At 41.7% G+C, this 24,025-nt stretch carries 21 protein-coding genes; 9 read left to right on the top strand and 12 right to left on the bottom strand.

Annotated elements, in window-relative coordinates:
• Window positions 1-140 precede the first annotated feature (140 nt).
• Window positions 141-992, bottom strand: a complete 852-nt coding sequence (tsf, locus tag J8M01_RS03305; RefSeq protein ID WP_010361624.1) for a translation elongation factor Ts — start codon at window positions 990-992, stop codon at window positions 141-143.
• 102 nt (window positions 993-1,094) lie between these two features.
• Entirely contained in the window at window positions 1,095-1,823 is a 729-nt protein-coding gene (gene rpsB, locus J8M01_RS03300) for a 30S ribosomal protein S2 (protein WP_010361623.1), read from the bottom strand.
• Window positions 1,824-2,091: 268 nt separating this feature from the next.
• On the opposite strand from rpsB, the gene map reads away from it, so the two are divergent.
• The 3 genes from map (at window position 2,092) to dapD (ending at window position 6,560) form a co-directional block, all read left to right on the top strand.
• Entirely contained in the window at window positions 2,092-2,886 is a 795-nt protein-coding gene (gene map, locus J8M01_RS03295) for a type I methionyl aminopeptidase (RefSeq protein ID WP_192508270.1), read from the top strand.
• Between the two features lie 217 nt (window positions 2,887-3,103).
• Window positions 3,104-5,722, top strand: coding sequence for a [protein-PII] uridylyltransferase (gene glnD / locus J8M01_RS03290; RefSeq protein WP_211047747.1), 2,619 nt, complete (start codon window positions 3,104-3,106; stop codon window positions 5,720-5,722).
• A gap of 10 nt (window positions 5,723-5,732) precedes the next feature.
• Complete coding sequence (gene dapD / locus J8M01_RS03285; protein WP_211056983.1) at window positions 5,733-6,560, top strand: 2,3,4,5-tetrahydropyridine-2,6-dicarboxylate N-succinyltransferase; 828 nt, start codon at window positions 5,733-5,735, stop codon at window positions 6,558-6,560.
• Between the two features lie 112 nt (window positions 6,561-6,672).
• On the opposite strand, the gene J8M01_RS03280 is transcribed toward dapD, so the two are convergent.
• From J8M01_RS03280 to pspA, 8 genes are all read right to left on the bottom strand, one after another.
• Window positions 6,673-7,017 (bottom strand): 4a-hydroxytetrahydrobiopterin dehydratase, encoded by a 345-nt coding sequence (locus tag J8M01_RS03280; RefSeq protein WP_010361619.1) that lies wholly within the window; start codon window positions 7,015-7,017, stop codon window positions 6,673-6,675.
• Between the two features lie 9 nt (window positions 7,018-7,026).
• The gene (gene phhA / locus J8M01_RS03275; protein ID WP_192508274.1) at window positions 7,027-7,824 is read right to left on the bottom strand and encodes a phenylalanine 4-monooxygenase; all 798 of its coding nucleotides are present in this window, start codon (window positions 7,822-7,824) and stop codon (window positions 7,027-7,029) included.
• A 220-nt stretch (window positions 7,825-8,044) separates the two neighbouring features.
• Entirely contained in the window at window positions 8,045-9,223 is a 1,179-nt protein-coding gene (megL, locus tag J8M01_RS03270) for a methionine gamma-lyase (protein ID WP_211056982.1), read from the bottom strand.
• A gap of 137 nt (window positions 9,224-9,360) precedes the next feature.
• The gene (locus J8M01_RS03265) at window positions 9,361-10,395 is read right to left on the bottom strand and encodes a TIGR01620 family protein (RefSeq protein WP_211056981.1); all 1,035 of its coding nucleotides are present in this window, start codon (window positions 10,393-10,395) and stop codon (window positions 9,361-9,363) included.
• A complete protein-coding gene (locus tag J8M01_RS03260) occupies window positions 10,392-11,798 on the bottom strand; it encodes a YcjX family protein (protein WP_211056980.1) in 1,407 nt (468 codons plus the stop codon). Before J8M01_RS03260 ends, J8M01_RS03265 begins: the two co-directional genes overlap by 4 nt.
• Before the next feature lie 83 nt (window positions 11,799-11,881).
• Entirely contained in the window at window positions 11,882-12,283 is a 402-nt protein-coding gene (gene pspC / locus J8M01_RS03255) for an envelope stress response membrane protein PspC (RefSeq protein WP_192508278.1), read from the bottom strand.
• Window positions 12,280-12,510, bottom strand: coding sequence for an envelope stress response membrane protein PspB (gene pspB, locus J8M01_RS03250; protein ID WP_192508279.1), 231 nt, complete (start codon window positions 12,508-12,510; stop codon window positions 12,280-12,282). Before pspB ends, pspC begins: the two co-directional genes overlap by 4 nt.
• Window positions 12,511-12,587: 77 nt before the next feature.
• Window positions 12,588-13,247 (bottom strand): phage shock protein PspA, encoded by a 660-nt coding sequence (gene pspA / locus J8M01_RS03245; RefSeq protein ID WP_210995512.1) that lies wholly within the window; start codon window positions 13,245-13,247, stop codon window positions 12,588-12,590.
• A gap of 185 nt (window positions 13,248-13,432) precedes the next feature.
• On the opposite strand from pspA, the gene pspF reads away from it, so the two are divergent.
• The 6 genes from pspF to J8M01_RS03215 are packed head-to-tail and all read left to right on the top strand — an operon-like array spanning window position 13,433 to window position 19,793.
• A complete protein-coding gene (pspF, locus tag J8M01_RS03240) occupies window positions 13,433-14,515 on the top strand; it encodes a phage shock protein operon transcriptional activator (RefSeq protein WP_192508281.1) in 1,083 nt (360 codons plus the stop codon).
• A 33-nt stretch (window positions 14,516-14,548) separates the two neighbouring features.
• Window positions 14,549-16,126: an ABC transporter substrate-binding protein gene (locus J8M01_RS03235; RefSeq protein WP_312037116.1), complete on the top strand. Its 1,578-nt coding sequence runs from the start codon at window positions 14,549-14,551 to the stop codon at window positions 16,124-16,126.
• Window positions 16,126-17,160, top strand: coding sequence for an ABC transporter permease (locus J8M01_RS03230; RefSeq protein ID WP_210995509.1), 1,035 nt, complete (start codon window positions 16,126-16,128; stop codon window positions 17,158-17,160). Before J8M01_RS03235 ends, J8M01_RS03230 begins: the two co-directional genes overlap by 1 nt.
• Window positions 17,147-18,040 carry an ABC transporter permease subunit gene (locus tag J8M01_RS03225; RefSeq protein ID WP_192508284.1) on the top strand — a complete coding sequence of 298 codons (894 nt, stop codon included), beginning with the start codon at window positions 17,147-17,149 and terminating at the stop codon, window positions 18,038-18,040. The genes J8M01_RS03230 and J8M01_RS03225 overlap by 14 nt, the downstream gene beginning before the upstream one ends.
• Window positions 18,040-19,047, top strand: a complete 1,008-nt coding sequence (locus J8M01_RS03220; RefSeq protein WP_192508285.1) for an oligopeptide/dipeptide ABC transporter ATP-binding protein — start codon at window positions 18,040-18,042, stop codon at window positions 19,045-19,047. Before J8M01_RS03225 ends, J8M01_RS03220 begins: the two co-directional genes overlap by 1 nt.
• Window positions 19,032-19,793 carry an ATP-binding cassette domain-containing protein gene (locus J8M01_RS03215; protein ID WP_192508286.1) on the top strand — a complete coding sequence of 254 codons (762 nt, stop codon included), beginning with the start codon at window positions 19,032-19,034 and terminating at the stop codon, window positions 19,791-19,793. The genes J8M01_RS03220 and J8M01_RS03215 overlap by 16 nt, the downstream gene beginning before the upstream one ends.
• Window positions 19,794-19,867: 74 nt before the next feature.
• Here J8M01_RS03215 and J8M01_RS03210 read toward each other — a convergent pair whose 3' ends face one another.
• Both J8M01_RS03210 and J8M01_RS03205 read right to left on the bottom strand, forming a co-directional pair.
• Window positions 19,868-23,038 carry an amidohydrolase family protein gene (locus tag J8M01_RS03210; RefSeq protein WP_211056979.1) on the bottom strand — a complete coding sequence of 1,057 codons (3,171 nt, stop codon included), beginning with the start codon at window positions 23,036-23,038 and terminating at the stop codon, window positions 19,868-19,870.
• 95 nt (window positions 23,039-23,133) lie between these two features.
• Window positions 23,134-23,958, bottom strand: a complete 825-nt coding sequence (locus tag J8M01_RS03205) for a M90 family metallopeptidase (protein WP_211057025.1) — start codon at window positions 23,956-23,958, stop codon at window positions 23,134-23,136.
• Window positions 23,959-24,025: the final 67 nt, after the last annotated feature.

The raw sequence follows: 24,025 nt of genomic DNA, 5'->3' as shown, positions 1-24,025 counted from the left end.
CCATTTGTAAAAGTGAGATAAAAAATAACCGCGCTTATGAAAGTCATAAATGCGCGGTTATTTTAAAGAATTTTCAGCGTTGAAGCAAAAGCAAATCCGCCATTATGACCTCATTGCTTTTTTTGCTGAGAAAAGAGAGATTACTCGCCTTTTGCAGCTGCGATTTGAGCAGCAACTTCAGCAGCGAAATCTTCTTCTTTCTTCTCGATACCTTCGCCAACTTCTAAACGTACGAAGTTAGATACTGTTGCGCCTTTTTCTTTAAGGATATCGCCAACAGATTTTTTAGGTTCCATGATGAACGCTTGACCAGTAAGAGAAATCTCACCAGTGAACTTCTTCATACGACCAACAACCATTTTCTCAGCGATTTCAGCAGGCTTGCCTTCGTTCATCGCGATGTCGATTTGAACCGCTTTTTCTTTTTCAACTACGTCTGCAGGTACGTCTTCAGGGTTTACGTACTCAGGCTTAGATGCAGCAACGTGCATCGCTACGTGCTTAAGCGTTTCCGCATCAGCTTCACCAGCAACAACAACACCGATACGCTCACCGTGACGGTATGTAGAAAGGCTTGCACCGTCGATGTACTCAACGCGACGAACGTTGATGTTTTCACCGATTTTAGCAACTAATGCAACACGTGCTTCTTCAAACTGTGCTTGAAGCTCAGCAACAGCAACTTTAGAAGTTGCAGCAACGTCTAGTACAGAGTTAGCGAACGCAAGGAAGCTCTCATCTTTAGCAACGAAGTCTGTTTGACAGTTAACTTCTAGAAGTGCAGCGAAACCTGCGCCTTCTTTGATAAGGATTGTGCCTTCAGCAGCAATGTTACCTGCTTTCTTAGCAGCCTTTGCAGCACCGCTCTTACGCATGTTTTCAATTGCTAGTTCAATGTCACCAGCAGTTTCAGTTAGCGCTTTTTTACAATCCATCATGCCAGCGCCAGTACGCTCGCGTAATTCTTTAACTAGGGCAGCAGTTACAGCCATTAGTATATCCTCAGATCTGAATATGTTTAGGGAAGCGGGATGACCGCTCTTCAAGAATATCAAGTCTTCATCACGAATTGATGAAGACTTGATGACAGCTAATTACTCAGCTTCAACGAAATCGTCGTTCTCTGCTTGAGCAACGATATTGCTTTCACGGCCTTCAGTGATAGCAGTTGCAACAGCGCCAGTGTAAAGCTGGATAGCACGGATTGCATCGTCGTTACCTGGGATGATGAAATCAACACCATCTGGGTTCGAGTTAGTATCAACTACTGATACTACTGGAATACCTAGGTTGTTAGCTTCGCGAATTGCAATGTGCTCGTGATCTGCATCGATAACGAAGATAGCGTCTGGAAGACCGCCCATATCTTTGATACCGCCAAGGCTCTTTTCAAGCTTTTCCATTTCACGAGTAAGCATTAACGCTTCTTTTTTAGTTAGCTTCTCGAAAGTACCGTCTTGGCTTTGAGTTTCAAGGTCTTTAAGACGCTTGATTGATTGACGAACTGTTTTCCAGTTAGTCAACATACCACCTAACCAACGGTGATTTACGTAGAACTGCTCACTTTGAAGAGCTGACTCTTTAACTGCTTCGCTTGCAGCGCGCTTAGTACCTACGAAAAGAATTTTACCTTTGTTAGAAGCCGCGTTCTGTAAGAACTTAAGTGCATCGTTGAACATTGGTACAGTTTTTTCAAGGTTGATGATATGTACACGGTTACGAGCGCCGAAGATGAAAGGCTTCATCTTTGGGTTCCAGTAACGTGCTTGGTGACCGAAGTGAACACCAGCTTGAAGCATATCGCGCATTGAAACGTTTGCCATTTTAATTTCCTCTAAGTTAGTTAGGGTTAAGCCTCCACATATCCCATAGCACCAACATGTTCAGTATTTTACTAAGACATGCACCCAAGTGTATGTGTCGATATGTGTGTGTGTTAAAATAAAATTGTGGTTGCCTTAAATACAAACATCTCTAAGATAAATTTGTAAAAAGACGGCGCGCTTTATACCATATAAAATAACAGAACTCAACAATCAGTATAAAAATTGTGCGTTGAAATAAACTTAAAATAACCGACTTGGAGTCTGAATGAGTGCAGTGATTAAAACCCCTGATGAGATCGAAAAGATGCGTATTGCTGGGCGTTTAGCGGCAGAAGTACTAGAAATGATAGAGCCTTTTGTGAAGCCAGGGGTCACAACAGACGAGCTAAATACAATTTGTCATGATTACATCATTAACGAGCAACAAGGCATTCCTGCTCCACTTAATTATCATGGTTTCCCAAAATCAATTTGTACGTCTGTTAATCACGTAATTTGTCATGGTATCCCAAATGACAAAGCGCTGAAAGACGGTGACAGTGTCAATATCGATATTACCGTTATCAAAGATGGTTATCATGGCGACACATCGAAAATGTTTCATGTCGGAACCCCAAACATCCAAGGTAAACGCCTTGCTGAAATCACACAAGAAAGTTTGTATCTCGCGATCAAAATGGTAAAACCTGGCGTGCGTTTGGGTGACCTAGGTGCTGCAATTCAAAAATACGCAGAAGGCTTTAATTACTCAATCGTTCGCGAATATTGCGGTCATGGTATTGGCGCCGAGTTCCACGAAGAACCGCAAGTCATGCATTACGGTAAAGCGGGCACTGGTGAAACATTAAAAGCAGGGATGTGTTTAACCATTGAGCCTATGGTTAATGCGGGTAAGCGTCAATGTAAAGTGCTAAAAGACAATTGGACGGTTGTAACGAAAGACCGAAGCCTTTCAGCCCAGTGGGAACACACACTACTTGTCACTGACAATGGTGTTGAGATCTTAACTCACCGCAACGATGATACGATCGACAAAATTATTGAACATCCAGCACAATAATAAATGCTTCGCTGTAAAATCTTCGCTGAGTAAAGCTCTGTCGGTGCTTTGCTCACGAAGCTAAAAACAAAGCAAAAAATGGCAATCAAGCGTTGCCCTTTGTGCTCAAGTCAGTAAGCTAAGCTCAATACCTTTGCGATGGTATTGAGCTTGAATAGACTATTCAGATCAATTTAACCCTTAGCACCCACCAAGAATAAGATGCAGGGAGCCTGTTGTGGCATTGCCTAATAAAGTAAAAACACTGCTCGATAATGCAGAGCAACTGTGTGACTTAAAAGATTGTGCCGCTTACTTTTATAAGTGGCTTAGCAATGAGTTTTCGAAACAACCAGTTCGTAACCTGATCAACTCTCGCGCAGAGTTTATTGATAGACTGCTGATAAAGTTATTCAATGATACTGGCTTAGCTCGTTATCCTGAGTTAGCCCTCATTGCCGTCGGCGGCTATGGTCGAGGGGAATTACACCCTTACTCTGATATTGATTTTTTATTGCTTGTTAATGACACTCCAAATGCAACTATGACCTCTGCACTTGAGCAGTTTGTCACCCTACTTTGGGATCTAAATCTAGAAATTGGCCACAGTGTACGCACGCACGAACAGGTGCTTGACCAAAAAAAACAAGATGTACACTTCACTACGAGTCTACTCGAAAGCCGTCTAATCTGTGGTAATCATGTTGAATTTGAAAGACTCAGAAGTCATATTGTGGAGACCCCTATTTGGCAATCTGCTGACTTCTTTCTCGCAAAAGTTGATGAGCAAAAAGTTCGACACAGAAAGTGCCACGGTACGGCTTACAACCTAGAGCCAAATATTAAAGAAAACCCTGGCGGATTGAGAGATGTACAAACCATTTTCTGGGTTGCTAAAAAGCACTTTCACGCCGAAACTCTTGAAGAGTTAATCAATCATGGTTATTTAACACACGAAGAATATCAAGAGCTTCTTGAGTGCTTAGAAAATTTATGGAACATTCGTTTTGCGCTGCATTTAGCAGCAGGTCGAAGTGAAAATAGGCTGCTTTTTGATTATCAACCCCATGCTGCTGAAATTCTTGGTTTTGGCTCTGAGGGGAAAGCATCGGTTGAGCGTATGATGAAGCGGTTGTTCAGGATCATGAGCCGCGTTCGTGAAATGAATCAAATGCTATTGTCGTATTTTGAACAGAGTATTTTACCGGATCAATTGGAGCGTACAGCTGTCTCCCTTGATGAAAATTTCGAACGAATCGGAAATAAAATAGGGGTAAAAAATCCCTCTGTTTTTTTCCGTAGGGAACAACTCTTTGTATTATTTGAACATATTGCAGAGCACCCTGAAATCACAAGTATCGAACCAAGTACCATTAGAACAATGCGTCAGGTACGCCGCAGATTGCTGGGTGACCTACAAGACTATGCGGGATGCCGAGATGCTTTCTTACGTTTAATTAAACACCCTAATGGCATGGGAAGAGCATTCACCTTGATGCATAAGCATGGTCTAATTGCAGCCTATTTACCACAATGGCGTAATATTTTTGGCCAAATGCAGTTTGACTTATTCCATGCCTATACCGTTGATGAACATACCCATAAACTCATCAATAATATCTACCTTTACACTGAAAAAGACCGTAAAAAAGAATTCCCTATTTGCAGCGAAATTATCACGCGAATGGACAAGCCTGAATTGCTTTACTTGGCAGCAATTTTTCATGACATTGCTAAAGGACGTGGTGGAGACCACTCTGAACTTGGCGCTGTTGATGCACTCGCTTTTTGTAAAGTGCACGGTTTCACCAACTCAGATGCGCGATTAGTATCTTGGTTAGTGGCCAACCACCTATTAATGTCTGTAACGGCACAACGCAAAGATATTAATGACCCTGATGTGATTGCTGAGTTTGCTTCAATTGTAAAAAATGAGCGCCAACTCGATTACTTATATTGCTTAACAGTTGCTGATATTCGCGCAACCAATGATAACCTCTGGAATGATTGGAAAAACACCTTACTCCGTGAGCTTTATTTACACTCTCAGCACGCTCTAAGGCTAGGTCTTGAAAACCCAATGGATATGCGGGATCAAATTCGAGATAAAAAGAAACAAGCAAAACAAAGACTCATTAATTTAGAATATGAGGAAGAAAAAATAGACCTTATTTGGTCTCGATTTAAAGCAAACTATTTTACCGCCTTCAGTGAACAACAAATCTCTTGGCACAGTGAGCATTTACTAAAAACCAACGATCTAAATGCATCTTGTGTTGTGGTAGGCGAAAAAGCAATGCATGGTGGTACACAGGTTTTTGTTTACAGTCCATACAATGCCAATTTATTTGCAAAATTACTTACCGTTATTGGCTCTAAGAAAGCACAAATACAACACGCTCAGGTCATGACGACCAAAGATAATTCTGTCGTGTACAATTTTGTTATATTAGAAGTCAGTGGCGACCCTATGAGCGGGAGCCGTGCGAACTCTATACGCCGTGGCTTAGAAGCAATATTAAAAGATCCAAAGAAAAAAATTCGGACTAAAAAGAACCGTTCTCATCGATTCAAAGACTTTAATATTAAACCAAAAGTCATTGTACGCCCCCACGCCCGAGTAAACCGTAATCTCATTGAAATTCAGGCCATAGATATACCTGGCCTACTGACAAAAATAGCTGAGGTTTTTCAAGCTAATTCATTACATATTCACGCGGCAAGAATTACAACGGTAGGGGAACGAGCCGAAGATTTCTTTGTAATATCAAACGCAGACTATCAAGCTCTTGCAGAAGAGCACAAAGCAGCATTACATCGTGACTTGATGAAAAAATTAAATGCAGAAACAGAGTAAAGAGGAAACTATGTCTGATTTAAAGAGCATTATTGAGCAAGCTTGGGAGCAAAGAGACGGGATCTCACCAAGCCAAGTTTCAGAAGAAGTGTACAACGCAATAATCCAATCTTTGGGCTTATTGGATTCAGGCGCAGCAAGAGTTGCTGAAAAAGTAAGTGGTGAGTGGGTTGTTCATCAGTGGTTAAAAAAAGCCGTATTGTTGTCATTTAGAATTCGTGACAACCAGCCTATGAATGACGGTGTGAATCAATTCTACGACAAAGTACCGTTAAAGTTCAGCGATTATACCCCCGAGCAATTTCGCCAAGGTGGCATGCGTGTTGTACCAAACGCAGTAGCTCGTCAAGGCAGCTTTGTTGGCAAAAATGTGGTACTCATGCCTTCATATGTCAACATTGGCGCGTATGTCGATGAAGGCACTATGGTCGATACATGGGCTACTGTTGGCTCATGTGCGCAAATAGGTAAAAATGTACATCTATCTGGCGGCGTTGGCATCGGCGGGGTATTAGAGCCTTTACAAGCAAATCCAACGATCATTGAAGACAACTGCTTCATTGGTGCACGTTCAGAAATCGTTGAAGGTGTGATTGTTGAAGAAGGTGCGGTCATTTCAATGGGTGTATACATTTCTCAAAGTACCCGCATTTATGACCGTGAAACAGGCGAAGTGCATTACGGACGCGTACCAGCGGGCGCCGTTGTAGTTCCAGGCTCTCTACCGAGTAAAGATGGTTCCCATAGCTTATATGCAGCAATCATCGTTAAGAAAGTAGACCAACAAACGCGTGAAAAAGTCGGGATTAATGCACTATTACGCTCAATAGACGACTGATCAACAGCTCGTCTGGCATAAGCCAAAAAAAAGCGCTTGATGAAGTATTTCTTTATTTGAATACTTCACATAGCGCTTTTTAAAATAACCTAAGAGATGGATTATTCAAAAATTATAGTGCGGCAAATACATCATCTGTTTTCGCAGCACACACAAAATCATTTTTGTGTAACCCTTTTATAGAATGGCTCCACCAAGTGACGGTCACTTTGCCCCACTCAGTCAATAAGCCAGGGTGATGACCTTCATCTTCGGCCATTGCGCCAACCTTATTCGTAAATTCTAATGCGAGTTTGAAGTTTTTAAATTTAAAAACTCTCTCTAACTGCATGATCCCATCACGTACTTCAGGTACCCAATCAGGGATCTGTTTTATTAATACTGCTAACTCTTCATCTGACACTTTAGGCGCATCAGCACGACACGCTTCACATTTTTGTGCACTTAAATCAGACATTTAAAATCCTTAACTTGCTAGTTTTTGTTTCGGTGGAAATTTTGGCTCAAATAAGCCTAACTCTTTTGCCTTGGCAACCAATGACATAATATCCATCTGTGAAATATCAAACAGATCATTGATAGAATTAATCGTGTAATAGATTGGCTGCATTATATCAATGCGATACGGCGTACGTAACACATCACTCACGTCCAGAGGTTGAATTTCTGGCGTACCAGAGTAAACATATTGTGTTTCACCTGGGCTTGATAGCACCCCACCACCATATATACGTAGGCCATCTTTCGTTTGCATTAGCCCAAACTCAACAGTAAACCAATATAATCGCGCTAAATACCCACGATCTTTCTTTTCTGCTGCGTAACCCAACTGACCATATTTATGTGTAAACTCGGCAAATGCGGGGTTAGTTAACATTGCACAATGACCAAAAATTTCATGGAACACATCTGGTTCTTGTAAATAATCAAACTCTTCTCGTGAACGTATAAACGTTGCAACTGGAAACTGCTTATTTGCAAGCAAACGGAAGAATTCATCAAAATCAATGAGCGCAGGTACTGGCGCAACTTGCCAGCCAGTCTCTTGACCTAACACTTCGTTAAGTTCTGACAATTGTGGAATACGATCATGTGGTAGGTTTATTTTTTTTAGTCCGTCCATGTATTCATCACAGGCTTTGCCTTCGATGCATTGCAGCTGACGTGCTACTAGTTCAGACCAAATTTTATTCTCTTCGTCACTCCATGCAATCACACCATTTTCATCGGGTTGCTTAGAAGTATATTTGCTCGATTTAGCCATAGAAACCTTCATTGTTACCTATCACAGCCATCTAAGGCCGCGCTTTAACTTGTGACAACGATACTATGTAAAAGTAAGCAAAAGTTTAATAGCAACGGCGTATAACGCCATTGCTAGATATGTGTGTTTTGTAATGAATTAATTACACAGATGTACACAAATAAATACAGCACTCAATCTAAAGCTATAAACAAACACCTAGAGTAAACTTATATTTACGCTAAAAAGCGTTAAAAGCGAGTTCGAGATCAGCAATAATATCTTCTGCATCCTCCAAACCAATCGATATACGGATCAAACCATCCGAAATACCCGCTGCCTGTCGTTCTTCTGGGGTGTAAGGTGAATGCGTCATAGATGCTGGGTGCTGAATTAATGTTTCAGGATCACCTAAACTTACAGCTAACGTGCAAAGCTCTGTGGCATTGATAAATGATTCTCCATCCGCTAAAGAACCTACTATTTCAAAAGCAATAACGCCACCAGCCCCTTTCATTTGTTCGCCTAAATACTTATACCCAGGATGAGAAGGCAATCCAGGATAAAATACTTGGCTCACTTTATTATGCTTCTCAAGAAATTCAGCCACTTTTTGCGCGCTTTCACAGTGGCGTGCCATACGGACAGCCAGTGTTTTCAGACCACGGTTAATCAGCCATGCGTCATGTGGACTGATTGTTGCGCCAATATCTTTGAGTACCGTCAACTTAATCACTTCTATATGTTCTTGCGAACCACACACCACACCAGCGACAACATCTCCATGCCCATTCAAATATTTTGTTGCACTGTGAATGACAATATCAATACCGAAGTCTTTAGGCTTTTGTAACAATGGGGTCAAGAATGTATTATCAATAACGCTGATTAAATTATGCTGCTTAGCAAATTGCCCTATCATCGCTAAATCTAGTACTGTCATATTTGGATTAATTGGCGTTTCTGCAAACAACATCTTACTATTTGGCTGAATCGCGGCCTGTAACTGCGCTTCATCTGTCATGTCGACGAACGTAACGTCAATACCAAACTTAGGTAACATATGCGAAAAAAGAGCAAAACTACAACCGTATAACGCATTTGACGCAATGAGATGATCGCCATGCTCTAAAAAGCTCAAAACTGATGCCGATACCGCACCCATTCCGGTCGCCGTTGCTGCGGCACTTTCCATGCCTTCTAGTGCTGCTACTTTTTGCTCTAGCTCTGTCGTAGTTGGGTTACCTAAACGCGTGTAAATGTAACCGGCCTCTTCCCCAGCAAAACGAGCTGCTCCCTGTGCTGCATCTTTGAATTTGAAGGTTGATGTTTGATACAAAGGTGCCGTCAATGCACCATGTGGGTCGTCAAAGTGGGTTGGTCCATGAATACATTGCGTGCTGTCATGATACTTCTTCATAAAATTGCCTGTTAAGTTGTTATTCTTGAATTTATTTACCTAATAAATAAATCAGTGAATAAAAATTCACAAGCACGCCAGATGGTAAGATGGCTAGCTGAGCAAGATTAACTTCAACAGTTTGTATACAATTGTTGTCACTCTTTGCTGGCAGGCTTATTGTCTCCCTTACTTAACAGCGTTGTAAATACTGTTTCTATTGTCGACTTTAATAGCCTTGGTTTCTGCTCTAGTTGTGGCAGTGGCCGGCATATTTCCATAGCCTTGTACCCTAACCGAGCTGTAAATACCCCTGCACTTAAGCCTTGTGCTGCGCGAGCTGACAATTTCGTCAATAACTCAGCTCCAAGACTTGTCGACGCTAAATCCGATACAAGCTCCGCAGCGCCAGCAAAAACCATTTGCTTAAGTAACAATCTATACAAAGTGATCCGACTTCTATAACCTAACGGAATACCGTAATGCTGACTCAGCTTTTCAACTAAATGAACTCCGCGCCACAATACCGCCAACATATCTAACAATGCCATTGGACTTAACGCTACCAGCATTGCACTTGTCGTCGCATGTGTATTAATTAACGCTTTAGCTTGTTCATCTTGGCTTTTCAGTAATGTATTTTGATAAAGCTGTAACACCTCTTTGTCAGTATGGTGTGACTTAATACTTGCTTTAAACTCAAGGACTTCATCGGGTGTATGTAAAGTCAGTAGCGGCGCCAACCATTGTTGCGCTTCTCCAATTTGAGTGCTATTTAAAAGCCTTAAAGCATCACTTTGTGTACTGGTGCGATTGGAGAGTAATCGCAGTGCGCGATACTCTCCAATTGTAAAGCGCAACACAACGATTAAAGCTAGCAGCAAAACTACTATGTACACACCGCCCAAAAACCATGAACGTTGAATTGCGTCCACAATGCTGTAAACACTTTCAATAACAATCAAAATCATTAAACCGATAAACAGCAATCGCTTAATACTCATTCCTGACGATTTAGGCTTGAGTGTTTGATCTAACGCTGACTCGGCTTCATCAACTTGTGTTATCTCTACTGATGTGGCTTGTACAATACGCTTACCCGTGAGCAGTGAGTCATCCTTCAATTGCTCTGGCTGCTGCACCTTGTCTATTTTAATGCGCCGCCCTGCACGCAACTCGTTTTGCTCAGTCATCGTAACTTATCTCCGAGTAAAAATTGCAGTACATGATCTAAACGAACATGGCTTAAGTTTCCACACTTTGCAGGCAAAGGGGCAAAAGAAAGAAAATCAAAACCCTGCTCAGGCCACTGCTCTTTGCTCAAACAGTGAGTGGGAGGTTGAGGTGGCAAAAATGTAATTTGGTGGGGCTCATCAATTGGCTTTCCCACAATACAATTAAGGGTTTTCCCTGATTCAACAACTTGAGTTTGCTGCGTACTTTGTACTGCAGAAACAGCCATTGTGTCTATTTCTACACCCGCAAAGCGTAAGTCATTACTTTTCTCATGGACCATACTATGCAACAATTTCGCGAGCTGTGGTTGCTGCTCATAGCTGACATGGTCACACTTATTCGCCGCAAATAAAACTTTGTCAATTTTTGGGTAGAACAGTCGTTTCAACATATTTGATTTTCCATAATCAAAAACATCCACAATGTTACGTAATGCCTGCTCTTGCTCTCGCAAAGTATCTGGACCATCAGCTAAAGCACTTAATATATCAACTAACACTATTTGCCTATCGAATTGGCAAAAGTGCTGCTTATAAAAAGGGCCAATAACCTGCTGCTTGTATGCATTAAAACGCGCTTCCAAATGCATATACTGAGTCTCATCACTCACTGTCATTACCCCATCACATGGAAAAAACAACAGTATCGGCGCGCCCGCCAAATCGCCGGGAATGAGCATTCTTCCTGGTTGTAACTGAGCAACCTTTGTGTGATGTTTCAAACTTAAAAGTAGCCTTTGATATTGCTCAGACAATTTTTTCAATATCGTTTCATCAACAACCGCATCACTATCGAAAGTGCCCACAGCCGTTAAAAACTCTTTTGCATAATCAATATATTGAGGTTGCTTTAATAATGTCAGCACCTCCTTACTCCAAGTTTGATAATCTTGATTTAACATCGGTAAATCAACCAACCATTCTCCAGGGTAATCAATTAATTCAAGATAAACCGTACTTATAGGTGAAAGGTGCTGCTTAAGCGCGTTACGTGTTTCAAACTTCAATGCAAGTGTCAATGTGTTAATACGCTGAGTAGAGGAAGGCCAGCTAGGTGGGTTTGCCAATAAAGAGTTCACTGCGCAGTTATAATCAAATGTGGGAATATCTAACGCGCGTTGCGGAATCGCCTTAACGGCAATCAGTCTTTGCTCTCTAGCAACATCGAAAAAAGGCAGGTTTTGCTTGTCTGCTTGGGTTGTTAAATGTTTTATCAATGCCGTTATAAATGCCGTTTTTCCACTTCCACTAAATCCAGTGACAGCTAACTTAATGTGTTGATCTAAACTTCTGTGCAGGGTTTTTTGTGCTTTATTTTTAAGTTTCTCAAAAGTATCTTTACTGAAGCGTCTGGTGTTCATAAATTAAGTGTTACTCCTGAACAACGTAGTTACAGAACCAAAGTAAGCCGTGGCGTATTAAACGCCACATCACGTGCGATAAACTATAACTTATTAATTTCTCGACTGACCGTAAATTCGCTAGAGGTAACGTATGTTTCCATGCATTGAACTCGATCGTCTAAACGATTTAATCGCTCTTTTAGATCAAATAATGCCTGCCTTGGTGGCTCTCCTTTTTGCCAAACTTTAAATTTGACTGCAATTGGGTCTGCATCTTTATGTGTTGAAGGGGTCGTCACATAATCACTTTTTTTATCTAAAATGAACCAACAAGCAATGTATACAACAACAAATAATGGGCCACCAGATAGCAACACTGCAGTAATGAACAAGATGCGTACTAACCATAACTCCATGTTAAAGTAATCACTGAGCCCCGCACAAACGCCTGCCAGCTTTCCTCGTTTTGGATCTCTATAAAGTTCTCGCTTTATGTTGCTCATATTTTACGTCTCCACTCGGGCGCCTCTTGATCAAGGATTGCTTCTAGTGTTTCCACACGCTCTGCCATCTTTTCAGCTTTACTTGCAAGTTCAAGCAACTGGCGATGTTCATGTTCGCTTAACCCCTGACTCACCTGTTTCTTACTGCGATAGTGAAGTACAAGCCATAATGGCGCCACTACCAGCATAAAAATAATAATTGGTGCTACTAATACTTCAAGATCCATAACTCGATACTCCTGCGACTTATTTGTTCTATGTTATTCGCACCGACAGCTTGGTCAGTCGATGCGTTTTATCTCAATTATTTACCAGCAAGTTTTTTCTTAAGTTCAGCTAACTCATCATCAACTTGTTCGTTTTTCTGTAAATCAGCGATCTCGTCAGCCAGGTTCTTTTTACCTAAGTCATACGACTCAACTTGTGACTCTAGACCATCAATTTTAGACTCGTAACGCTCGAAACGATTTAAAGCATCTTCTACTTTCGAACTATCTAGCGCTTTTTTCACTTCTAAACGAGACTCTGCTGAGCGTTGACGAAGTACAATGGCTTTTTGACGTGCTTTAGCATCAGCCAGTTTATCTTGTAGCGTCGCCACTTCTTGTTGCAGTTTCTCTATATGTGACTCAACGTGCTCTAACTCATTTTGAACACTTGCAGCCGCATCAGCAGACTTCTGCTTTTCCAGTAAAGCTGAACGAGCTAAATCTTCTCTACCCTTAGTGAGCGCCAATTCAGCTTTACTTTGCCACTGTTCAACTTCTTCATTTAACTGCCCAACACGACGTGTTAACTCTTTCTTCTCTGCTAACGTTTTAGCTGAAGTTGAACGCACTTCAACCAACGTATCTTCCATTTCTTGGATAATAAGACGAACCATTTTTTCAGGGTCTTCAGCTTTATCTAAAATAGCATTGATATTAGAGTTAACGATATCTGCAAAACGTGAGAAAATTCCCATAATCTTTACCTCTTTAGTTTCTAAATTTAAGTTGCTTACATTACTAGTATCAATTAACTTGCCAACTTTTTTAAAAATAAAAGCTTATAAATATCAATAGATTAAATCATATCAGAAAAAACTTTAGTTCGCAGTAATTATCAAATACACTAACACTTAGCAAAAATAACTAAGAGTTAGCCAATATGAGCCAATTTCGCCAACAAGACAATTTACTCGGTCAATCAGACAGCTTTTTAACTGTGTTAGATAAGGTGTCACAACTGGCCCCTCTAGAGAAGCCGGTGTTAATTATTGGTGAGCGAGGCACAGGTAAAGAGCTCATCGCCGCTCGGCTACACTTCCTTTCTGAAAGGTGGGAGCAAAATTACGTTAAACTAAATTGCGCGGCGTTAAATGAAAATTTATTAGAGAGTGAACTATTCGGCCACGAAAGTGGCGCGTTTACTGGCGCAAGCAAGCGTCATGAAGGGCGGTTTGAACGAGCAAACGGTGGCACTCTTTTTCTTGATGAACTCGCCAATACATCCGCAATGGTGCAAGAGAAACTCCTACGTGTCATTGAATACGGCGAATTTGAGCGTGTCGGCGGCAAAAGTACAGTCAAAGTCGATACACGCTTGGTCTGTGCAACCAATGAAGACTTACCTTCACTCGCTGACAATGGCGAATTTAGGCATGATCTACTCGACCGCTTAGCATTTGACGTGATCACTTTACCTCCGTTACGCGCACGCCAAGAAGATATCATGCTCTTGGCCGAGCAGTTTGCCATCAATATGGCTAGAGACTTAAACTGGTCTTTATTTAGTGGCTTTACTCGCAAAGCAACTGATGCGCTAATGAGCTATGACTGGCCCGGCAATATCCGAGAGCTCAAAAATACGGTTGAACGTAGCCTATATAGGCATGGCAGCGAACAACTGCCAGTACACGAAATTATCCTCAACCCGTTTGAAAGCCCTTTTAGACCAACACAACGTGTGAAAGCTCCTACTATTAGTGCGCCTATTGCCGAGCACGCTGCAATAAAAGAACCAACTACGTCTCCCCTTACAAATATGGCACCCAAGCAAAATGTAGCATTCCCATGTGATCTAAAAGAGCTGTCGAATGAGTTTGAAATTGAATTATTACAACAAGCGCTAGAACATAGCCAATTTAATCAAAAGAAAACTGCACAAATGCTCGGATTAACGTATCATCAACTACGTGGTTATTTGAAAAAATACAACCTGTTAGAGTCAGGTCAAAAACAAGAGGCGTAAGGCGTGCGGAATATAGTACTAGGTGCGATATGTATCTATTTACTTGGCTGTGTTGATGCGAGCCCACAGTTAACAAATGAAAAATCTCAGGGCCTAGTTTATTGCGCTGAAGCCAACCCTGTGTCTTTTAATCCTCAGGTCACAACAACAGGCTCGACTATTGACCTGATTGCAAGCCAGTTGTACGACACCCTGATCAGTATTGATCCTGAAACTGCCGAATTTCAACCTGAATTAGCCACCAGTTGGGTAGTCAGTGATGAAGGTAAAGCCATTACCTTTAAATTACGCCAAGGCGTTGAATTTCATAGTACTGATTACTTCCAACCTTCAAGGCCATTAACCGCAGATGACGTGGTATTTTCTTTTAGCCGTCTATTTGATGTGTATAACCCGTACCATTTCGTCGGAGACGCTGAATACCCTTACTTTCAAAGCGTAGGAACCGATCAACTAATACGCCAAGTCATCAAAGTAGACGAGCATACTGTAAGATTTGAGTTATTTAACGCGGAAAGTAGCTTTCTATCTAATATTGCTACCGATTTTGCCGTTATTTTATCGCAAGAGTATGCTCAGCAGCTTATCGCTCAAGAAAATAAACCCGCTTTCGACCATTTTCCCATCGGGACAGGTCCATATAAATATAAAAACTTTTTGCGCGATAATCTGGTGCGTTATCACCGTAATGAAAAATATTGGAAACACAGTGTACCCATGCAACAACTTGTGTTTGACATCACCACCAATGGTACCAGCCGCATTGCAAAAATGTTGACCAAAGAGTGTGATATTACCGCCCACCCAAGTGCAACACAATTAAGTGTGCTCAATGCCAGAGAAGACATCCGAGTTGATAAAGCGGCTAATCTTAATATTGGCTATTGGGCATTTAATACTGAACGACCTCCGTTTGATAACTTACTCGTGCGTAAAGCACTCGCGCACTCAGTTGATTTCGATAAAATAATGCAAGCAGTTTTTTATGGCAACGGTATTTTAGCTCGCTCCCACTTGCCGCCCTCTTCATGGGCTTTTAAAGCACAAGAAAATATGCCCCAATACAATCCCACATTGGCAAGAAAGTACCTCAAAGAAGCAGGTTATGAAAATGGCTTCGATATGACGCTCTGGGCCATGCCAGTCTCACGAATTTACAATCCGAACGCACGAAAAATGGCTGAGCTAATACAGAGTGACCTCAAGAATATTGGTATTTCGGCAAAGATCGTTGAATATGAATGGAATACCTTTATTGAACGTATTGGCAATCATGAGCATGACAGTGTCCTGCTCGGCTGGGCAGCTGACACACCCGACCCCGATAACTTCTTTAGTCCACTGTTAAGTTGCACCGCTACTTTTAGTGGAAAAAACCCTGCTAATTGGTGTCATCCGGAGTTTGATTTACTCCTTACACAAGCTTTAGATACGACTGATATTAATTTACGCAAAACTTTTTACCATAAAGCGCAACAAATGCTGATAGAACAACTTCCATTGATCCCCATTGCACATGGCGTTCGATTTCAAGCCACTAGCAATGACATAACGGGCGTTACTCTTAGGCCCTTTGGTGGTATTTCACTTGGTCGAGTAAGGCGTAAATAATGTTAATTGAATATCTATTACGAAGACTAAGCTTGCTGCTGTTTATGGTTGTCACTTTGACAATTTTTACCTTTTCTCTTAATTATTTGTTTCCAGGCGATGTACTGACTAACTTTAGTGGCCAAGTAAATACCAATTACACCCAGGCACAAGCTCTGGTCGAAAAGTATCGCATTGATGAAAGCCTGTTGGTGCAATATGGGGCATTTTTAGCACGCATTGCAACGGGAGATTGGGGTATATCGCTGTCATCAGGGTTAAATGTATTTGAGCATGTTACGCGACTTTTTCCAGCAACGTTAGAGCTGTGTGTCTACGCTTTATGTGTCGCAGTATTACTCGGTATTCCCGCTGGAATAATCGCTTCAGCATACCATCGAAGATGGCCTGACCGCGTTATAAACTCTCTCACTTTGATGGGCTTTTCCATTCCCATATTCTGGCTTGCGTTATTGTTGATCATGGTTTTTTGTCTTGGATTAGGGCTATTTCCCATGTCAGGCAGAATCGGCTTATTGTATGAAATACAGCCCGTTAGCAACTTCATCCTGGTGGATATTATCATTCAAGGCTTCCCCTATCATGGACTCGCCTTTTTTGATGCATTAAGGCACCTCGCTCTGCCCACCATTGTGTTAGCAATGTACCCTACCACCGTACTCGTGCGCTTTACGCGCGATTCAATGTTGCAAGTATTAGAACAAAACTATATAAAAACAGCCCGTGCAAAAGGGCTCAATCGACGTCAACTCATTTTACATCATGCGCTTAGAAACGCACTACTTCCCGTTATCAAACAAATCGGACTACAATTTAGTACATTGATCACCTTAGCTATGGTCACTGAAGTCATTTTTTCTTGGCCTGGGATCGGACGTTGGCTGATTGATAGTATATACCAACGCGACTATCCAGCTATTCAAGGCGGCCTTTTAGCTGTGTCTATGTTCGTTATTTTAGCAAATATGCTCGCTGAATTTAGTCATACTCTTTTTGACCCTTTGTCACGGAATCAAGCATATGGCAAAGTTTAGCCTTTTTAGCGAAGAATCAAACCGTTCACCGCTGTCCAGATTATGGCGAAAATTTAAAAGCAACCACCCTGCATTGGTCGCTCTATGGGTGTTTATTGCTCTTACCTTACTTGCGCTGACAGCACCATTTATCGCGCCTTATGGCATTAATCAACAACATAGCGATGCACTACTTCTGCCCCCTTCTTGGCATGACTTAGGGGATGTCAGATTTATTTTAGGCACAGATGACTTAGGCCGAGATGTGTTATCTCGTTTAATGAATGGGGCTACATTCACTTTTGGTTTGTCTATAATCGCAGCCCTCATCACCACATTGGTTGGAGTATTACTCGGGACTTTAGCGGGAATAAGCCACGGATTTCGCTCGAGCGTGCTAAACCATTTATTAGATATAACATTATCTATTCCATCACTATTGCTGGCGATAATTATTATCGCTATTTTGGGCCCAGGCTTACTTAATACTGTTTGGGCAATTATTTTTGCACTGCTCCCACAATATGTCCACTCTATCCGAAACCTCGTCGTCGATGAATTAAATAAAGATTACATCAGTGCATTTCGACTTGATGGTGCGTCTCGGTGGCAACTATTAGTCCGTGGCGTGCTGCCAAATATTTACGAACATATTGTCGTAATTTTTACTATGGCACTATCCACTGCTATTTTAGATATTGCAGCCTTGGGGTTTTTAAAGTTAGGCGCTCAGCCTCCAACCACTGAATGGGGCGCAATTTTGGCTGAAAATTTAGGCCTAATTTATTTGGCACCATGGACTGTGGGTTTACCTGGTGTACTGTTATTCATTGCCGTACTATCCACAAACTTAGTTGGTGATGGATTAAGACAGGTATTAAAAGAGCGTAAGGCTGACTAATGCAACTACTGGATATAAGAAACTTAACCATAGAGCTTCGTACTGAAGATGGCGTTATTCGCGCCGTTGATAAAGTAAACTTAAGCCTAAAAGAAGGTGAAGTACATGCATTAGTGGGCGAGTCTGGGTCAGGGAAAAGCCTCATTGCCAAAGCGATTGTTGGTGTACTCAATTCTCGTTGGACCGTCACCGCAGATCGCATGCATTGGCAGGGTGTTGACTTAATGCGCTTAAGTGCAGAAAAACGCCGGAAAATTGTCAGCAAAGATATGGCGATGATTTACCAAGAACCAAGCCGCAGCTTAGACCCTACAGCTAAAATATTTGAACAAGTTGCCGAGTCTTTGCCTGAAAAAACATTTAAAAAAGGATTTTTCAGCCGTAATTCAGAGCGCAAAGAAAAAGTGAAAGCGCTGCTGCATAAAGTCGGGATCCGCGAACACGTCAAAGTCGCTAGCAGCTACCCCCACGAGCTTTCAGAAGGTGTATGCCAAAAAGTAATGATAGCCATGGCGATTGCTAGAAACCCTAAGCTACTGATTGCTGATGAGCCAACCACGGCATTAGAAAGCACCACGCGCGCACAAATATTTCGGTTATTAAAAAGCCTGAATCAGTTAAAGAATATGTCGATATTAATGATCTCTCATGAATTAGAAGAGATCACCCATTGGTCTCATGCCATGCATGTGCTGTATTGCGGACAAATGGTCGAAGCTGGACCAACGCAAAAAGTTTTTTATGAACCACTGCACCCTTACACACAAGCTCTGGTTAAGAGCCTACCCGATTATGCCCAAGGATTAGCGCATAAAGAACCTTTCTATGCACTCAAAGGCACAATCCCACCGTTGCAACATTTGCCTATTGGTTGCCGACTGGGACCGCGTTGTCCTCAAGCGCAAAAGCAGTGTGTTGTGACACCTTTACAAAATAAAAGTCACGGTCACGCATACGCTTGCCATTTTCCACTTTTTAAGGACAAGCAAAAATGCAACCAGTCTTAAAAGTACAAGCGCTCAGTAAGTCATTTAGAAGCCGCGCGGGTATTTTCAAGCGCAAACATATTCAGGTTTTAAGAGAAATCTCATTTGCGGTTGGGCCAGGTGAAACTTTGGCGATCATTGGCGAGACGGGCTCTGGAAAAAGTACCTTAGCGAAATTATTAGCTGGCGCAGATCATGCTGATTGCGGGCAAATATTACTCGATGGTAAAACCATTGAAGATGACGGTGTAAGACAAAACCAGTGTCGCCATATTAGAATGATCTTTCAGGATCCGACTCGTTCATTGAATCCCGGTATTACCATCGGTGATATGTTAGATGATTGCTTGAAATACAACACTGGCTTAACATCTTTACAACGCAACAAAAAGATCAAAATTACTTTAAGTCGCGTCGGTCTACTGAGCGAACATTATGAATACTACCCTCACATGTTCAGTGGCGGACAATTACAGCGTGTCGCACTTGCCCGTGCATTAATTTTAGACCCAAAAGTCGTTGTACTAGATGAAGCCTTGTCATCATTAGATCCATCAGTAAGAGCACAAACGGTCAATTTGTTATTACAGTTACAAAAAGAGTCCGGGCTCAGCTTTATCTTAATTACACATCACTTGAGTCTAGTGAAACATATGAGCGACCAATTACTGGTACTAAGCCGTGGTAAGGTTGTAGAGTATGGAAACACAGCCAGTATATTTGCCCAACCTAAATCGAAGGTTACACAACGTTTACTGAATGTATAAATTCAACAAATAGTCTTAAAACCGTTGTATCAAAAAGCCCCGCATTAATGCAGGGCCCAAAATAAACGGCTTAATTATTCCTCAAAATATAGCTTCGCTCTGGGCTTTTTCCCAACTTCTTGCATTGTTGCAGCATCGAATAAACGGCCATTGATCATAGTATAAGACACTTTGTCTGTATCTCGTATGTTGTTTAAAGGATCACCATTGATCACCACTAGATCAGCCAGTTTTCCGACTTCTATCGAGCCGATATGTTTATCTAACCCCACATATTTAGCTGGGTCAAGCGTGGCTGCTCGTAGTGCTTCTAAAGACGACATTCCACCTTGTGCAAACATCCAAATCTCCCAATGAGCAGCTAACCCTTCTCGTTGACCATGTGCGCCAAGATTAACTAAAATGCCAAGATCTTGCAGTTCTTTCGCGACACGCGCATTATTAAAGTGATTATAATGATGATCTGGTGACTTCATACGGCGCATAGAGCGTGGCAACAGTTGATTCTTAGGTACGAATTTACTTAATCTAGGGTGATTCCATACGTCCGTTTTATCATACCAGTAGTTTTCCCCCCAAATACCCCCATATGCGACACCTAACGTCGGCGTATAACCCACATCACTTTGTGCCCATAACTGCTCAATATCATCATAAATATTCGCCACAGGAATTGAATGCTCAACACCAGTATGGCCATCTACAACCATGGTTAAGTTATGTTGCAGTAACGAGCCGCCTTCAGGCACCACCATCATACCTAATTCTCGACCCGCTTCGACAACTTGTTGACGTTGCTCGCGACGCGGTTGATTGTATGATTTCACAGAAAACGCGCCGACCTTTTGCAAGCGTTCTAGATGAAACTTCGCATCTTCATATGAATCAATATGTGAAGTATAGCCCGCCACATTCGCGCCATATAATATCGTCCCGGTTGAAAAAATCCGAGGCCCAATTATTTTACCCGCTTTTTGTAATTCACTGGCGGCAAAAACTTCCGTTGTATCATTCGAAGGATCATGAATTGTTGTAACACCCAAAGACAACCCCGCTAAATTGCGCCAGTTTTGCTCTGGGATAATTTCACTACTGCCTTGTGATGTATGGGCGTGTGCATCAACAATCCCCGGTATAATAGTTTGACCTGATACATCTACAATGTTTGCTTCTTTAGGGATCTTGACCTGTTCAGTGCTCCCCACGGCTTTGATATGCTTACCGTCTGTCAGTATTACGCCATTATGGATCACTTTATCACCTTCCATGGTAACAATCGTAGCCCCGACTAATGCAGTGAACCCACTCGGTTCAGCCATGTCATGCTTAAATCCTATCGACTCACCACTTTTAACTTTGAAATCGGCATCTTTAGCTTTATTAATGTCAAACATGCCATCCAAGCTTGCGTGGTACAGCTCAGGCCCTAAACTCCAATATAATGTGTCACTCGCGGTGCTCCAACTGATGTTTTCACCGGCACGTTGTGACAGCTGCTCAACTGGAAACTGTTTATCTGATGGTGAAATAGTAATTGGCTTACCACTTTCTACAAATAGTGTAACAAACACTTTAAACCGTTCTGCAAATGCCAAATACTTCCCATTTGGCGATACTCTAAACTCAGTCGCATGATTGGAATTATACAGTACTTTGGTTTTTTTCGAATCAAGGTCTACTGCCAGTAACTGTGGTTTGGGCGCTTCATTCATTAAGAAAATACGATTATTATTCGCTCCAAACTGTGGTTGAAAACCTTTTTCTGAAATAAGCTCAGCATCTCCACCTTTACTCGACACCCGATAAATACCCGCTTTTAATGACCACTCACGGGCCAATAAGCTGCTTCCAGAAACTTTTCGGTAGACGATTGTTTTACCATCAGGGCTAAACGTTGGCTCGACGTATTTCCCTTTTTGTGACGTGATAGCTTTCCCTTTGCCATTTCTTGCAGATACGACTCGAATACTACCTTGCTTTTGGTCATCCCAAGTCACATAAACAATTTTTTTACCATCTCTAGAGAATTGTGGAAACAGTTCAAAATGATCATTTTGACGAGTAAGTCGTTTCACTTTCCCTGAAGATAAATCACGCTTATAAATATGTCCTAGCGCTTCGAAAATAGCCGTTTCTCCATTTGGTGAAACCTGCACGTTACGGAGCATTTTAATGTCAAACTCGGTTTGATCGATGTTCTGTGCAAAGCGTAATGCTTTTTGAATTTTTTTGGTTGTGGTTACAGAGAAAGCAATTTCATGAGACTTTTTACTCTCAACATCCAATTCATGAAGTTTGCCACCAGCCCAAAAAACTAACCCCTCATTATCAGGAGTCCACGCTATGGTCGGGTAAACACCATGAATAGCCCAAGTTTCTTGCATATCTCGCTCTAAATTGCCATAGAGCTTAGTTTCTTTCCCAGATTCTAAATTATAGAGATATAAGCTAGATTGAAAGTCATCTCGTTTAACATACGCCAAATGTTTTCCATCTGGTGATGGCGTAGGCCTAATCGCGCCGCCCATACCGGATAAAATAACTTCTATCTCTCCACTTTCTCGATCTAAGCGTTTGATTTTATATATACCAGCAACTGAATCTTTTGAGTAATGAAACGTTTTACCTGGAGTCGCATCTTGTGAAAAATACACATATCTTCCGTCAGGTGAAAACGCAGGCTCCCCCAAATCCTTTTGGTCATTTTCACGTGTCGTTAACGGCACACCTTGGCCACCAGCTTTGTGATACAGCCACACTTCTCCTGCACCTAAGGAGCGAGTCCCTGTAAAGTGTTTACGAGCTGCAATAAAATCCCCATCAGGACTCCAAGTAGGGCTATTTAACAACCGAAAAGTTTCATTTGTTACCGCTGTTTGTTCTGAGCCATCGATATTCATCACCCAAATATTGTCTCCCCCTCCTTGGTCTGAGGTAAAGGCAATAGACTGTCCATCGGGGCTAAAGCGTGGTTGCATCTGCCACCCAATATCACTGGTTAATTGTTTAGCTTGGCCCCCAGACATCGGCATAATATAAATATCACCAAGTAAATCAAATACCAAGGATTTGCCATCCGGGCTCACATCGATATTCATCCAAGTACCTTGATCAACCGATATGTTGGCATCAATAAACTGCCCTGGCGGTGTATCGACTTGCCACTTTTCAGGTTTTTCTTGTTCTTGTGCTGTTGTTGCTATAGATACACCCAATGCGAGGGCACTTAGTAAGTACTTCTTCATTACTTTTTTACTCTGGTTATGTTGTTGTGACTATACCAACAAAATAACCTGCAAATTTCCAGAAAAATGCCATCAATGACTGAAATTAACGCTCACTAAACCCAGCTGCTTGGGTTAAATTGATAATACTGATGCAGTAACCCATAAAGCTCTGGATCATAATTTCTCAATTCATGGGGCTTTTCGATAAATGTTTCGGTTAGCACCGCAAAAAACTCTGCTTCATTCGTGGCACCATAGCTATGTATGACATGAGGCATCTGATACGCCACATGGCTTTTTAAATTACTATAAGCACGTTGAAACACCTTTCCCCACTCTTTGTAATCTTGACCCTTGGACAACTCAGGTGTGCCATTGGTATGTCCCGTTTGCTGATCGAGCTGATGTGCAAACTCATGGAAAACCAAATTATGTCCATCTCCCGGTAATCTATTGCCTTCAAGTACATCATGCCAACTTAAAACAAGTGTACCTCCAGGCCAAGATTCGCCTTGCCTCACAGATGTATGGTAATTTACTAGCCCTGCGCCATCTTTACTGGTTTGTGGCACATAATAACTGCTTGGATATAAAAGTACCTCTTTCACGTTGGGATATAATGGCCATGGTTTATTAAGCACTAACAAGCATGCATCTGCTGCCACAATTACTTCCATTGCGCGATTAATTTTAAGCCCATCGCGACCAAGGATGCGCTTTTCACCTAAAAACCACACAATATGACACTCCAAAGCATGTCGCTCCTTATCGGTCATATTGCGATAAATTGACATATACTTTAGTAAGGTTGCTTTATCTTGTTCAGACAAACTTTGCTGTTGATATTTTCTTTTCCAAACATAGCCTTGTACTTCATCCCAACGCCAATAAACCAGAACAAACGCCACCAATGCCAGTAATAACATACTATTGATTATCATATTGATTACTTATTCACCTTTTAAAACTAAATTGGTACGACATGCAGTGTTTTCAATATGAATT

The organism is Pseudoalteromonas sp. MMG005, assembly GCF_018101015.1.
Taxonomy (GTDB): Bacteria; Pseudomonadota; Gammaproteobacteria; order Enterobacterales; family Alteromonadaceae; genus Pseudoalteromonas; species Pseudoalteromonas aurantia.
The sequence above is the reverse complement of the archived record's forward strand: the minus strand, read 5'-3'. Positions and strand labels throughout refer to the sequence as shown.

Bases quoted from the DNA above. Each gene is read 5' to 3' on its own strand.
- J8M01_RS03220 (WP_192508285.1), top strand. From the start codon at position 18,040: ATGCAACTACTGGATATAAGAAACTTAACCATAGAGCTTCGTACTGAA.
- tsf (WP_010361624.1), bottom strand. From the start codon at position 992: ATGGCTGTAACTGCTGCCCTAGTTAAAGAATTACGCGAGCGTACTGGC.
- rpsB (WP_010361623.1), bottom strand. From the start codon at position 1,823: ATGGCAAACGTTTCAATGCGCGATATGCTTCAAGCTGGTGTTCACTTC.
- J8M01_RS03225 (WP_192508284.1), top strand. From the start codon at position 17,147: ATGGCAAAGTTTAGCCTTTTTAGCGAAGAATCAAACCGTTCACCGCTG.
- J8M01_RS03210 (WP_211056979.1), bottom strand. From the start codon at position 23,038: ATGAAGAAGTACTTACTAAGTGCCCTCGCATTGGGTGTATCTATAGCA.
- pspF (WP_192508281.1), top strand. From the start codon at position 13,433: ATGAGCCAATTTCGCCAACAAGACAATTTACTCGGTCAATCAGACAGC.
- dapD (WP_211056983.1), top strand. From the start codon at position 5,733: ATGTCTGATTTAAAGAGCATTATTGAGCAAGCTTGGGAGCAAAGAGAC.
- J8M01_RS03215 (WP_192508286.1), top strand. From the start codon at position 19,032: ATGCAACCAGTCTTAAAAGTACAAGCGCTCAGTAAGTCATTTAGAAGC.
- pspA (WP_210995512.1), bottom strand. From the start codon at position 13,247: ATGGGAATTTTCTCACGTTTTGCAGATATCGTTAACTCTAATATCAAT.
- J8M01_RS03265 (WP_211056981.1), bottom strand. From the start codon at position 10,395: ATGACTGAGCAAAACGAGTTGCGTGCAGGGCGGCGCATTAAAATAGAC.
- J8M01_RS03260 (WP_211056980.1), bottom strand. From the start codon at position 11,798: ATGAACACCAGACGCTTCAGTAAAGATACTTTTGAGAAACTTAAAAAT.
- phhA (WP_192508274.1), bottom strand. From the start codon at position 7,824: ATGGCTAAATCGAGCAAATATACTTCTAAGCAACCCGATGAAAATGGT.
- pspB (WP_192508279.1), bottom strand. From the start codon at position 12,510: ATGGATCTTGAAGTATTAGTAGCACCAATTATTATTTTTATGCTGGTA.
- J8M01_RS03280 (WP_010361619.1), bottom strand. From the start codon at position 7,017: ATGTCTGATTTAAGTGCACAAAAATGTGAAGCGTGTCGTGCTGATGCG.
- J8M01_RS03230 (WP_210995509.1), top strand. From the start codon at position 16,126: ATGTTAATTGAATATCTATTACGAAGACTAAGCTTGCTGCTGTTTATG.
- pspC (WP_192508278.1), bottom strand. From the start codon at position 12,283: ATGAGCAACATAAAGCGAGAACTTTATAGAGATCCAAAACGAGGAAAG.
- map (WP_192508270.1), top strand. From the start codon at position 2,092: ATGAGTGCAGTGATTAAAACCCCTGATGAGATCGAAAAGATGCGTATT.
- megL (WP_211056982.1), bottom strand. From the start codon at position 9,223: ATGAAGAAGTATCATGACAGCACGCAATGTATTCATGGACCAACCCAC.